At 55.4% G+C, this 12,797-nt stretch carries 13 protein-coding genes; 12 read left to right on the forward strand and 1 reads right to left on the reverse strand.

The annotated features are described in order from the left end of the window. The first annotated feature begins 127 nt into the window (after nucleotides 1-127). The 5 genes from ACT3RU_RS01145 (at nucleotide 128) to dtd (ending at nucleotide 4,361) form a co-directional block, all read left to right on the forward strand. Nucleotides 128-676, forward strand: a complete 549-nt coding sequence (locus ACT3RU_RS01145; RefSeq protein WP_087110472.1) for a TRAP transporter small permease subunit — start codon at nucleotides 128-130, stop codon at nucleotides 674-676. Next, entirely contained in the window at nucleotides 676-2,091 is a 1,416-nt protein-coding gene (locus tag ACT3RU_RS01150; protein WP_318779686.1) for a TRAP transporter large permease, read from the forward strand. Before ACT3RU_RS01145 ends, ACT3RU_RS01150 begins: the two co-directional genes overlap by 1 nt. 8 nt (nucleotides 2,092-2,099) lie before the next feature. Then, nucleotides 2,100-2,921 (forward strand): bifunctional hydroxymethylpyrimidine kinase/phosphomethylpyrimidine kinase, encoded by an 822-nt coding sequence (thiD, locus tag ACT3RU_RS01155; RefSeq protein WP_192526883.1) that lies wholly within the window; start codon nucleotides 2,100-2,102, stop codon nucleotides 2,919-2,921. A gap of 111 nt (nucleotides 2,922-3,032) precedes the next feature. After that, nucleotides 3,033-3,878: a universal stress protein gene (locus ACT3RU_RS01160; protein WP_192526884.1), complete on the forward strand. Its 846-nt coding sequence runs from the start codon at nucleotides 3,033-3,035 to the stop codon at nucleotides 3,876-3,878. A gap of 45 nt (nucleotides 3,879-3,923) precedes the next feature. Further along, nucleotides 3,924-4,361, forward strand: a complete 438-nt coding sequence (gene dtd / locus ACT3RU_RS01165) for a D-aminoacyl-tRNA deacylase (RefSeq protein ID WP_172116848.1) — start codon at nucleotides 3,924-3,926, stop codon at nucleotides 4,359-4,361. A 34-nt stretch (nucleotides 4,362-4,395) separates the two neighbouring features. On the opposite strand, the gene ACT3RU_RS01170 is transcribed toward dtd, so the two are convergent. Continuing rightward, entirely contained in the window at nucleotides 4,396-6,354 is a 1,959-nt protein-coding gene (locus ACT3RU_RS01170) for an ATP-binding cassette domain-containing protein (RefSeq protein ID WP_192526885.1), read from the reverse strand. A gap of 30 nt (nucleotides 6,355-6,384) precedes the next feature. Between ACT3RU_RS01170 and ACT3RU_RS01175 the strand changes: the two genes are divergently transcribed. The 7 genes from ACT3RU_RS01175 (at nucleotide 6,385) to ACT3RU_RS01205 (ending at nucleotide 12,791) form a co-directional block, all read left to right on the forward strand. Next, a complete protein-coding gene (locus tag ACT3RU_RS01175; RefSeq protein ID WP_192526886.1) occupies nucleotides 6,385-6,957 on the forward strand; it encodes a TIGR02444 family protein in 573 nt (190 codons plus the stop codon). Nucleotides 6,958-7,125: 168 nt separating this feature from the next. Beyond that, a complete protein-coding gene (locus ACT3RU_RS01180; protein ID WP_192526887.1) occupies nucleotides 7,126-8,139 on the forward strand; it encodes a TRAP transporter substrate-binding protein in 1,014 nt (337 codons plus the stop codon). 282 nt (nucleotides 8,140-8,421) lie between these two features. Continuing rightward, entirely contained in the window at nucleotides 8,422-9,000 is a 579-nt protein-coding gene (locus ACT3RU_RS01185; RefSeq protein ID WP_192526888.1) for a TRAP transporter small permease, read from the forward strand. A 30-nt stretch (nucleotides 9,001-9,030) separates the two neighbouring features. Further along, nucleotides 9,031-10,314, forward strand: coding sequence for a TRAP transporter large permease (locus ACT3RU_RS01190; RefSeq protein WP_192526889.1), 1,284 nt, complete (start codon nucleotides 9,031-9,033; stop codon nucleotides 10,312-10,314). 21 nt (nucleotides 10,315-10,335) lie between these two features. Beyond that, entirely contained in the window at nucleotides 10,336-10,779 is a 444-nt protein-coding gene (locus ACT3RU_RS01195; RefSeq protein WP_172116854.1) for a universal stress protein, read from the forward strand. Nucleotides 10,780-10,997: 218 nt separating this feature from the next. Further along, nucleotides 10,998-11,678, forward strand: coding sequence for a BamJ family beta-barrel-assembly machinery protein (locus ACT3RU_RS01200; RefSeq protein ID WP_192526890.1), 681 nt, complete (start codon nucleotides 10,998-11,000; stop codon nucleotides 11,676-11,678). Nucleotides 11,679-11,681: 3 nt separating this feature from the next. Next, entirely contained in the window at nucleotides 11,682-12,791 is a 1,110-nt protein-coding gene (locus ACT3RU_RS01205) for an alpha/beta hydrolase family protein (protein WP_192526891.1), read from the forward strand. The last annotated feature ends 6 nt before the right edge of the window (nucleotides 12,792-12,797 follow it).

The following is a 12,797-nucleotide window of genomic DNA, read 5'->3' on the forward strand; positions in this document are numbered from 1 at the left end:
GCCGCCAAACGGGTGAATATGTGCGTTTTAAGCCACTTTAACCGGTAGATAATTGCCTGTTTAGGGATGACGTTCGGCCTGGAATCAGCGATGATTCCAGGCCGTTTCTTTGTGTAGGACATTTAACATGCACGCCAATGCTCATGAGCCGCGGTTGCTCCGCTGGCTCGACTGCGTGACGGAGAGAGTCGGCCGGGCCATTGCCTGGCTGGTTGTGATCATGATGCTGGTTCAGTTCGCCATCGTTGTCATGCGTTACGCCTTCGGTATGAACAGTATCGTGATGGAAGAGTCGGTAATGTATATGCATGCCGCCGTATTTATGCTGTGCGCTGGCTGGACGCTGCGTCACGAGGGCCATGTGCGGGTGGATATCTTTTATCGGCGCATGTCCGACCGCGGCCGTGCCTGGATCGATCTTCTCGGTACGCTGTTTTTACTGATCCCGGTGATGCTATTTATTGCGATCACGAGCTTTCACTACGTTTACAGCAGCTGGTCGATCATGGAGCGCTCCGCCAATGGCGGTATTCCTGCCGTCTTTCTACTCAAGTCAATGATCCTGGCGATGGTGGCACTGATGCTTCTCCAGGCGGTAGCCCAGTTAATCCGCAAAATATTGATCATTCGCGGCAAACTGCCTGCGCCTATTTCTGAGCATGAGGAGATCATCTAGTGCTGGCGACTCTATTGGAAGGTATGCCGCTGATACTATTCGCCACGGTTTGCGCTGTTTTAATGCTGGGGTATCCGGTGGCGCTGTCGCTGGCGGGCACTGCGCTGGCATTTGCCGGGTTGGGATGGTTGCTTCAGTCGATGGGCGTTGCGGTGCCGTTTGAAGCGCGCTGGATGAACTCCATGCCCAACCGAATTTACGGCATCATGACCAATAGCACCCTGCTGGCGGTGCCTTTATTTGTGCTGATGGGTGTGCTGCTTGAGAAGTCCAAGGTCGCTGAAACACTGTTAGACGCGATGACCATGGCGTTTGGCGCTCTACGCGGGGGGCTGGGCATTGCCGTGGTATTGGTCGGAATGCTGCTGGCCGCGTCTACCGGTATTGTGGGGGCCACGGTGGTCACCATGGGCCTGCTCTCGCTACCTACGATGCTAAAGCGTGGCTACTCGCCTGCGCTTGCGACCGGTACTATTTGTGCGACCGGAACGCTTGGTCAGATTATTCCACCGTCCATTGCGCTGGTGTTACTGGGCGACGTGCTCAACAACGCCTACCAACAGGCCCAGCTTGCCATGGGCGCCTGGAGCCCGAAAACGCTTTCCGTAGGGGATCTGTTTGTTGGCGCACTGGTGCCCGGCCTGATACTGGTGGTTGCATATATCATCTACTTACTAATGGTGGCGTGGCTTAAGCCGGGCGCCGCTCCTGCCGCTGATCGTCAGGCGTTGATGCAAGAGCTTGGGCATACCGGCAGTATCTGGCCGTTACTCATAAAAGGGCTTTTACCCCCGGTACTGCTGATCGTTGCCGTGCTGGGGTCTATTTTGGGTGGCATTGCGACGCCCACCGAGGCATCCGCCGTGGGCGCGTTTGGTGCCTTGCTGCTGGCCGCCTTTAATCGCCAGCTGAGTGTTCCCATGCTGCGCGAGGTGGTGTACTCCACCGCTAAAGTCACCAGCATGGTGTTTTTAATCCTGATTGGGGCGGCACTGTTTTCGCTGGTTTTCCGTGCCTTCGGCGGTGAAGAGCTGGTGACCCACCTGTTTGAAGCGATGCCGGGGGGCGTTGTAGGCGCCACGATCGTGGTCATGCTGGTGATCTTCCTGCTTGGGTTTATCCTCGACTTTATCGAAATTACCTTTGTTGTGGTGCCGATTGTCGGCCCGGTTCTGCTGGCCATGGGCGTTGACCCCATTTGGCTAGGTATTATGATCGCCGTTAACCTGCAAACCTCGTTTTTAACGCCGCCGTTTGGGTTTGCGCTCTTTTACCTGCGGGGCGTAACGCCACAAAGTGTGCCGACCTCCGCCATCTACCGAGGCGTCATTCCGTTTATTCTCCTGCAACTGGGAATGCTATTGGCGCTGGCGCTGTTCCCCGAGCTTGCCACGTGGCTACCGTCGGTTATTTAGGAAACCCCATGACACGAAATGTAAATGTACTGACGATTGCAGGCTCTGATCCCTCCGGTGGCGCAGGGCTGCAGGGTGATTTAAAGACGTTCTCGGCGCTGGGCGTCTATGGCACCAATGTGATTACGGCGGTGATTGCGCAAAATACTTGCGGCGTTTCCTCGGTCTATCCGGTATCCCCCCAGGCGATCCGTGAGCAGTTGGAAACCCTGTTGGACGATGTGGAGCTGGATGCCGTCAAGATTGGCATGGTCGCAAGCCAGGATGTCGCTGACGTGATTGCTGATGTACTGCGCAAGCGCCGCCCACGCTGGATCGTGCTTGATCCGGTGATGGTCGCCAAAAGTGGCGATATTCTGGTAGACGATGTGGGAATTCGGGCGGTACGCGACATTCTGGTGCCGTTAGCCGATGTGATCACACCTAACCTGCCAGAAGCCGCCGTGCTGCTTGATACTACCTCACCTACGAGCCTGGACGCCATGGAAGCCATGCTGCCAGGCTTGGCCCAGCTGGGCGCGCCTTATGTCGTGTTAAAGGGGGGGCACCTGCGTGGCGAGACATGCCCTGACTTGCTGGCAACGCCGGATGGTCACGAGTGGCTACCTGCGTCACGTATCCAAACAGAGAATTTACACGGCACTGGCTGCGCCTTGTCATCCGCTATTGCGGCCTGCTTGGCAAAGCTGCCCATGGATGCGCCTGCCCAGGCCCCCGCTGCGGCTATTAGCGATGCTAAACGGTGGCTGCATGCTGCTCTTGAGGCCAGCGTTCAACTAAGCGTTGGTAAAGGGCGCGGGCCGGTGCACCATTTTCATGCCTGGTGGTAACGCGCTACACGCTAAAATGAATCGTTAGCTTGCGGGATATGGCTTCGCCCACCATGCTGAAGGGTGTCTGTGAAACGACTGCCTGGATGCTTGTCTGAGGAGCGTTATGCCATGACCCGCACGTTTGTGTTTGCCACTGACCTCTCTGCTGAAAATCGCGCTGGCTTTGCGCGCGCATTGCGCCTTGCTTATACGCACAACGCCCATCTGGATGTTCTGTATGTGCTGGACCCCCATCTGCCGCATCGGCTATTGCAAACAGTAGAGCAAGCGATCAATGAAGATATTGGCGCCACGTTGACCGATATCCGCGAAGACTATGCGTTGGAAGCCCCCAAGACCGTGGTGCAAACCGTTACCGGCGAACCCCATGTTGAAATTGCACGCAAGGCCCATGAAGAGCAGGCCAGGCTGATTGTACTGGGGATGCACCGCAAGCGTGGCCAGAAAGCGCTGTTGGCGGGCACCACGCTAATGCGCGTCGTACGCAATGCGCCGTGTCCTGTGGTGATTACCCAGTACACGCCCACCCAGCCCTGGCAGCATATTGTGATACCCGTTGATGCCTGTTTGAGCGCTCGCCACATGTTAAAACAGACGCTAAGCCACTTTCCCGATGCAAAACTAACGCTGCTGCATGCCTGGACAGTGCCCGGTGAAGAAGCACTGGGTTCTGAGGTCACTTTCGCTCAGTGGCGTGAGCAGGAAGTGGCGCGCCTGCGGGAGGCATTAAAACACCAGATTGATGAGCTGGTGCGCGAGCTCGACGATGCCCCCGATATTGAGCTGGTGCTTGAACCCGGCACGCCGTGCGAGGTGACCCAGGACTATATCAGGTACCATTCGCCTGACCTGGCGGTGATGAGTAGCCGTAGCCAGCCCTTCCACTCCAGCCAGCTAACGCAAGCGCTGCTCAGCGAACCCCACTGCGACCTGATGTTATGCCGCGCCTGGTGACGTGAATAGGTACACTAGGCGCTGATATCGTCAGGAGAAGCGCAAGTGAAAGTACTGATACAGCGTGTGAGCCAGGCAAGCGTCAGTGTCGAGGGGCAAACGGTGGGTGCTATTGAACAAGGATTATTGGCACTAGTGGGCGTTGAGAAGGGCGACACTGACGCCGCCGTTGAGAAAATACTTCACCGACTTTTGCACTACCGTGTCTTTAGCGACGCCGAAGGCAAAATGAACCTCAACCTTCAGCAGGTAGACGGTGGCTTGCTGCTGGTATCGCAGTTTACCCTGGCCGCTGAAACCCATAAGGGCCTGCGCCCGGGCTTTTCCAGCGCCGCGCCCCCGGCCGAAGGTGAACGGCTGTTTAATGCGCTGGTCAGCCAGGCCCAGTCGGCTTGGCCGAAGGTGGCCACCGGCCAGTTTGGTGCCGATATGCAGGTGGCGCTGGTTAACGATGGCCCGGTGACGTTCCTGCTGGAAAGCTAACTATTTGGTTTCGCAGAGTACAAACATCCTGGTACTAAGCGTTTTCGCTGGCCAACAGTTCGGCTTCCATGGCTTCCAGCGACTCTTCCGCTGCTAGCCACTGCTGCTCGGAACTGTCCAGGCGAGCCTTGATGGTAGCCTGTTGGGCCAGCGCATCGGTAAGCTCGGCCTTACGGCTACTGTTGGTATAAAGCTCGGGGTCGGCCAGCACAGACTCTACGTCTTCCAGCTCGGCCTGGGCTTTTTCCATGGCTTTTTCAGCCTGGTCGCGCTCTTTTTTCAGCGGGCGCAATTTTTCACGCAGCTCGGCAGCGGCCTTACGGGCTGCCTTGCGCGCCTCGCGGCTATCACCACTGGACTGCTGGTTCTGACGCTCGGCCTTTTCACTGCGCGAATCGCGGCGACTCTCCTCAAGGCGTGCCTTCAACCAGGCGCGATAATCCTCAAGGTCGCCATCAAACGGCTCTACACGGTTGTCCGCCACGCACCAGAACTCATCGACCGTAGCGCGTAGCAGGTGGCGGTCGTGAGAGACCAGAATCACCGTGCCCTCAAAGCCCGCTAGCGCTTCGGTCAGCGCTTCGCGCATTTCCAGGTCCAGGTGGTTGGTCGGCTCATCCAGCAGTAGTAAATTGGGCTTTTGCCAAGCGACCAGCGCCAGTGCCAAACGCGCTTTTTCACCGCCTGAGAAAGTAGCCACTTTGCCAAAGGCGTCATCGCCTTTAAAACCAAAGCCGCCCAGAAAGTTGCGAATCTCCTGGTCGCTGGCTCTAGGTGAAAGGCGCTGGACATGCACAAAAGGGGTAGAGGTGACATCTAGCCCTTCCAACTGGTGCTGGGCAAAGTAGCCAATCGCCAAGTGCTCACCGGGAACGCGCTTGCCGTTTAGCAGCTCAAGCTCGCCGGTCAAGGACTTGATCAGCGTTGATTTACCCGCACCGTTAGGCCCCAGCAGGCCAATACGGCTGCCCGGCAGCAGGGTAATATTGACCTTGTCGAGCTGAACGGTGTCACGCTCTTTACCCTGATAGCCCAGCTGGGCCTGATCAAGTACCAGCAGCGGGTGCGAGGTTTTATCGGCGGCCGGTAGCGTGAAGTGAAACGGAGAGTCGACGTGGGCGATGGCAATATCTTCCATACGCTCCAGCATTTTTACCCGGCTTTGCGCCTGCTTCGCTTTGGTTGCCTTGGCTTTGAAGCGTGCAATAAAGCGCTCAATCTCTTCGCGGCGGGCCTGCTGCTTGGCGGCTTCGGCTTGTTGCAGGGCTAGCTTCTCGGCTCGCGTTCGCTCAAAGAGAGAGTAGTTGCCCCGATAAAGCTCAAGCGTCTGGTGGTGCATGTGCACTATGTGGTCACATACTGCATCCAGAAAATCACGGTCGTGGGAAATCAGCAGCAGGGTGCCCGGGTAGCGGCTTAGCCACTGCTCCAGCCACAGCAGCGCGTCAAGGTCCAGGTGGTTGGTGGGCTCATCCAGCAGCAATAAGTCAGAGGGCATAAACAGCGTACGCGCCAGGTTAACGCGCATTCGCCAGCCGCCTGAAAAGTCGGAAAGCGGACGGGAAAGATCTGGCTGGAAAAAGCCAAGCCCAACCAGTAACTGGGCGGCGCGAGACTCCGCACGGTAGCCATCCAGGGTTTCGATCAGCCCGTGAAGCTCGGCTTCGCGGTGCGCTTCGCCCGCCTCCTGGGCGGCGAGCAGTTCGGCTTCAGCTTGGCGCAGGGCCTTATCGCCATCCAGCACATATTCGATAATTGGCCGATCAAGCGCTTCAACTTCCTGGGCCATATGTGCGATGCGTTGCCCACCGCTCATTTCAACATCGCCCTGGTCGGGGCCTAATTCACCCAGCAGGAGCTTGAAAAGGCTCGATTTACCAGCGCCGTTTGCCCCGATAATACCCGCCTTGATACCGTCGTGCAGGGTCAAGTCGGCGTTCTCGAGTAGCGTTTGCGTGCCGCGTTGCAGGGCGACTTGGCGCAGTGCGATCATGCTCTCTCCCAATGAAAAGTGGGTAAACCAATGCTCGATTCTAACCGATTGCGCCGCCTGGAGCAGATGCCATTATGGGATTTTGCCCTCTCGTTTTATAAAGCCCCCGGCGTTGAAGACGCCTGCCTGACGCTACAGGACACATTAGGCGTCGATGTGTGCGAGCTGTTATTTCACGGCTGGCTGTTTGTGAATGGGCTTGAAGCACGCCCAGAAGCGCTGGCGCCACAGCGTGAGCGGCGTCAGCTATGGCAGCGTGAGACCACAGAAGTGCTGCGTCATTTACGCCGCACGTTAAAGCCCCAGGCACGACACAGCGCCTCTGTTTCCGCTCTGCGTAAAACGATTCAGCAGGCTGAACTGCAGGCCGAACGTGAAAACCTTCAACGTTGGCAAAGGTGGGCGATCGAAAATTCTGACAGCGACCAGCGATTAACAAACTGCGCGTTGTTTTCGAACGATAGCGAAAAATGGCTGCAAGATAAGCTGTTTTTTGCCGAACTTGACAAAGGTTGCCAGGGTAAGCCAAGCGCGCGCGAAAGCGTGGTTAACGCTTGGCAAACCCTGGCAGCCCGGCTTGACCACTTCGAGTCACCGCGCTAGCCTGAAAATAAGCTGCTTTTGAATAATCTTTCGTTATGCGTCCGCTGACCCACAGCAATGGATAACGTTTTTGCGTGTCAGCGAATGTTAAAAAGCGAATGTAAAAAAACAAAGGCAGAATTTTTGCGCACTCGTACGGCGCGCTAACCACTGCAAGGGGAACATCGCATGAAGGCAAGCAAGTTAGTAACGACGGCTAGCGTTGGCGCACTGTTGCTGGGCATGACCGCGGCTGCCCAGGCAGACAACTGGCGCTACGCTCACGAAGAGTACGAAGGTGATGTACAGGATGTGTTCGCCTACGCATTCAAAGAGTATATCGAAGATAATTCCGACCACACCGTTCAGGTTTATCGCTTTGGCGAACTGGGCGAGTCTGACGACATCATGGAGCAGACTCAAAACGGCATTCTCCAGTTTGTTAACCAGTCACCGGGCTTTACCGGCGCGCTGATTCCAGAAGCTCAGATTTTCTTTATTCCTTACCTTCTGCCTACCGATCAAGATACGGTGCTAACGTTCTTCGACGAAAGCGAAGCGATTAACGAGATGTTCCCTGAGCTTTACGCTGAGCAGGGTCTTGAACTTCTTAAGATGTACCCAGAAGGCGAAATGGTGATTACCACCGATGAGCCGGTCAGCTCGCCCGAGGATCTGCAGAACAAGAAAATCCGTACCATGACCAACCCGCTGTTGTCAGAAACCTACAGCGCGTTTGGTGCAACACCCACGCCACTGCCGTGGGGTGAAGTATACGGTGGTCTGCAAACCGGGATTTTGGACGGCCAGGAAAACCCGATCTTCTGGATCGAGTCGGGCGGTCTCTATGAAGTCTCTCCGCACCTGACGTTTACCGGCCATGGCTGGTTCACCACCGCCATGATGGCGAACCAGGACTTCTATTCAGATCTTTCTGAAGAAGACCAGCAGCTGGTTCAAGATGCCTCTGAAGCTGCTTATGACCAAACCATGGAGCACATCCAGGGCTTGGCCGACGAAGCGCTGGAGAAAATCCAGGCGGCTTCTAGCGATGTGACCGTTACGCGTCTGAACGAAGAGCAGATTCAGATGTTCCGTGAACGGGCGCCACAAGTGGAAGCAGCCTTCCTCGAAATGACGGGTGAGGGTGGCGCTGAGCTGCTGGAGCAGTTCAAAGCCGACCTGGAAGCCACAAACCAGTAATGTTGAGTTGCCGTTTAAGGCAGAAAGGGTGACTCATATCAGGGGCAGCCACGGCTGCCCCTTTTCTATTGTTTATCGATACCTTTAAGGGGAGCAACGTGGTGGATAGTAGCCCCATACAAAAGGCGAAAAGCTTGAGTACCCCCTACGCTAAACGTATGTCGGTACTGCTCTCTCACCCTTCAACTTTGAACGTGGAATAACCTTGATGACTAGCATGTTATTGGCCGTTGCTAGCCATCGTCATGCCGCTAAACATGCCGTTAAAAAAGGAGCCCGGCCATGACCGATGAAGAATCCGAAAAGAGCTATCATTCTGGTTTACCCGGCGTGTTGGGAGTGATCGACACTGCAATTAGCAAAATCGAGTCAGTGATATTGGCGCTAGGGGTTTTGCTAATGGCGCTGAATACGGTCACCAATGTGATTGCCCGCTTTGTATTTGGCAATAGCATCATGTTCTCCGGTGAATTAAACCGCATTTTGATCATCATGATTACGTTTGCCGGTATTGGCTATGCGGCGCGCCATGGGCGTCATATACGCATGTCGGCAATTTACGACGCTTTACCGGTGGGTGGGCGTAAAGCGTTGATGATCTGCATTTCGCTCGTCACCTCTTTCATTATGTTCTTCCTGTTTTACTACTCGATCGTTTATATCCTCGACTTGTATAGCAAAGGACGCGTGCTGCCTTCGTTAAGTTTGCCGGTCTGGATAATTTATCTATGGGTGCCGATGGGCTTTTTCATCACTGGTATTCAGTACCTGCTAACCGCCATTAAAAACCTCACGAGTCGGGATGTGTATCTCTCAACGGGTGTGGTCGATGGTTATAAAGATACCGAAACTGAAGTTTGACGCAGGGCATCGTATCCTGAGGAAAGAGCTATGACGACAATAATGATAGTCACCATGATTGCCCTGCTACTGCTGGGCTTTCCCATGATGGTGCCGCTCATTGCAGCGGCGATCATCGGTTTTTACATGATGTTTAACGGCTTCGGCCAGATGGATACGCTGATTCAGCAAATGATGGCAGGCATACGGCCAGCCTCACTGATCGCGGTACCCATGTTTATTTTAGCGGCCGATATTATGACCCGCGGCCAATCGGCTAACCGTTTGATCGCGATGGTAATGTCGTTTATCGGCCATATTAAAGGCGGGCTTGCGGTCAGTACCGCGGCCTCTTGTACGTTGTTTGGCGCTGTTTCAGGCTCAACCCAGGCAACCGTGGTTGCGGTGGGTTCGCCGTTGCGGCCCAAAATGCTTAAAGCCGGCTACTCCGACTCCTTTACGCTGGCGCTGATTATTAATGCCAGCGATATCGCTTTTTTGATTCCGCCGAGTATTGGCATGATTATCTACGGGGTCGTGTCAGGCACATCGATTGGTGAGCTGTTTATCGCCGGTATAGGCCCCGGCCTTCTGATTCTGTTGATGTTTTCAGCCTACTGTATTACCTACGCCATCGTTAAGGATGTACCGACTGAGGCGAAAGCCAACTGGAGAGAGCGTGGCGTTGCGGTTCAAAAAGCGCTCTGGCCGCTGGGTTTCCCGGTTATTATTGTCGGCGGTATTTATGGCGGTATTTTTAGCCCTACGGAGGCTGCCGCAGCGTGTGTGCTGTATGCGGTGCTGCTGGAATTTGTGGTGTTTCGGTCCCTCAAAATGGCCGATATCTACACGATTGCTAAATCTACCGGCTTGATTACCGCTGTGGTGTTTATCCTGGTAGCCGTCGGTAATAGCTTCTCCTGGATTATTTCCTTCGCTCAAATTCCCCAAACGATCCTGGAAGCCGTAGGCGTGAATGATGCCGGGCCGACCGGCGTCTTGATCGCGATTTGTATCTCCTTCTTTATCGCTTGCATGTTCGTTGACCCTATCGTGGTTATCCTCGTGCTTACGCCTATCTTTGCCCCTGCCATTGCCGCAACAGGACTCGATCCGGTACTGGTCGGCATCTTGATTACCCTGCAGGTAGCGATTGGCTCGGCCACACCGCCGTTTGGCTGCGACATCTTTACCGCGATTGCGATCTTTAAGCGGCCTTACTGGGAAGTTATTAAAGGCACGCCGCCGTTTATCTTTATGCTCATCCTGGCGGCCGCGCTTCTCATCATGTTCCCGCAGATTGCGCTGTTTCTACGCGACCTGGCGTTCCGCTAGCCTTCCATTAAGGAGAACTGCATGTTTAACCGCATTTTAGTCCCGGTGGATGGCTCGAAAGGCGCCATTAAGGCGCTCGATAAAGCAGTAGGGCTACATCTACTAACGGGCGCTGAGCTCTATTTCTTGTGCGTATTCAAGCACCACAGCCTGCTTGAGGCGTCACTTTCCATGGTACGCCCCAATCAGTTGGATATTCCCGACGATGCGTTAAAAGAGTACGCCACCGAGATCGCTATACACGCGAAAAACCATGCCATTGAGCAAGGCGCGGACAGCACGAGCGTGCGTGCTTTTGTTAAAGGTGGTCGGCCTTCACGTACCATTGCACGCTTCGCCTGGAAGCGAGAGTGCGATTTGATCGTGATTGGTGCTCAAGGCACTAACGGCGAAAAGAGCATGCTGCTGGGCAGTGTATCTCAGCGGGTGGCCGGTGCGGCGCATTGTCCCACCTTGGTGGTGTAGCTTCGTTGTAGACACTGCGGCTGGCGTAAGCGTGCTTCACAAGGTTAAACCTCTTGGTAAAAGCGAGGTCGTACCAAGCGTAGCTACATCTTAACTATGGTTTTAACTACGGTCGTAACAACAGCGCCCGTTTCAGGTAGATACACCCTGAAGCGGGTGTTAGGCTTTGAAGCACTTAATATCTGGCGTATTGCGCCGTCGAATAAGGTTACTTTTTTATGAAAACACTGCTCTCCTCAACGGCTCTGACAGGTCTGCTTTTAGTGGCACCGTTTGTTGCTGCGGCCCCTGAAACTGACGATCAGCGCCTTGCCTACAGCCTTGGGGTTACGCTGGGTGAAAGCATGAAAGCGGATATCGGCGACCTTGACCTGGATGCGTTTAACGACGGCATGCGTGATGTGTTCGAGGACAATGAGTTGGCGCTCGACGAAGAGCAAATGGTTGAGGCCATTATGGCCTTCCAGGAGCGCTCTTTGGAGGCGCGTGAACAGGAAGCCGCTGAGATCGGCCAGGCAAACCTCGAGGAAGGCGAAGAGTTCCTGGCAGAAAACGCCGAGCGTGAGGGCGTAGAGGTGACGGATTCTGGCCTGCAGTACGAAGTGCTTGAGTCGGGCGATGGCGCAACGCCCGGGCCTGAGGACACTGTTGAGGTGAATTACGAAGGCATGCTGCTGGATGGCACGATATTCGACAGCTCGTTTGAGCGCGGCGAGTCGGTTAGCTTCCAGGTCAATCAAGTTATTGAAGGCTGGCAGGAAGGCCTGCAGATGATGAGCGTTGGCGATAGCTGGATGCTGTATATCCCTGCTGACCTGGCTTACGGCGAAAACGGCCAAGGCCCAATTGGCCCCAATGAAATGCTCACGTTCCGGGTTGAACTGTTAGGCGTTGAATAATCCATGCCTATGGCCCTGCGGGTAGCTCACACGCTAAGTGCGTTGTTGTTGCTAAGCGGCCCGCTGGCAGCCAGTGCAATGGCTGAAACGCCTGAGCGTTTGCCCGCGCTGAATGCCATGTCAGAGCAGGCAAGCGTCGTCGGCGTTTCATCAGGCGGTTATATGGCAACCCAGCTAGCGGTTGCCTGGCCTGAGCGCTTTAGCGGTGTAGGCGTGCTGGCGGCAGGGCCTTGGGGCTGTTCGCAGGGCTCCTTAAATCTTGCGCTTAATCAATGCATGCAAACCCGTGCAGGCCAGCCAGCCTTGGACAGGCTAGACGCACGTTGGGCGGGTTATAAAAGGCATGACCGGGTCGGTGCTCGTGAAGACCTGGCTCAGCTCCGTGCCTTTATCTGGTATGGCGGTGCCGATGATGTCGTACAGCCCGAGCTGGCTGAGCTATTGGCCAAGCAGTGGTTGGGCTGGCTGGCATCGCCTGAGCAGCTGCAACGGGTGCGTAATCAGGCCGCGGGGCATGGCTGGCCAGTCCAGCTACGCGAAGAGGAAGCCGTTGGCCCGCAGGAATTAGGCAACTGCCGCCAGGGCGGTGGTAGCCATGTGCTGGCCTGTGATGAAGATGTTGCGCAAGAAATGCTTGCCTGGTTATACCCCGAACGTGACGCTTCTATTTCCGCAGCTACTTCCACAACTACTTCCACAACTACTTCCACAACTACTTCCGCAACGGGAGAGCTGGTCGCTTTCGATCAGTCGGAGTTTGCGGTTAAAGGGCTAGCGGACACGGGGTATGTATTTATTTCTGCAGCATGTGAAGAGGGAGCATGCCCGGTCACTATTGCGCTGCACGGCTGCCAAATGAGCGCTAGCGCTATTGGTGATACCTTTGTTAGCCATAGCGGTTTGAATCATTGGGCCGCCAGCCACCAGCAGATAGTGCTTTACCCACAAGCTGACAGCAGCTTGTCGAACCCGCAAGGGTGCTGGGATTGGTGGGGGTATGCAGAAAGCCTCTGGCAGAAAAATCCGCTGCACGATACCCGTGAAGGCGTCCAGGCGAGCGCGCTCATGCGTATGCTTGACCGTTTGGAAGCCGCGCCGGTTATGTCTGACTAGTTCTGC

Source organism: Halomonas sp. TP35, from assembly GCF_052375975.1.
Classification (GTDB): domain Bacteria; phylum Pseudomonadota; class Gammaproteobacteria; order Pseudomonadales; family Halomonadaceae; genus Vreelandella; species Vreelandella citrativorans.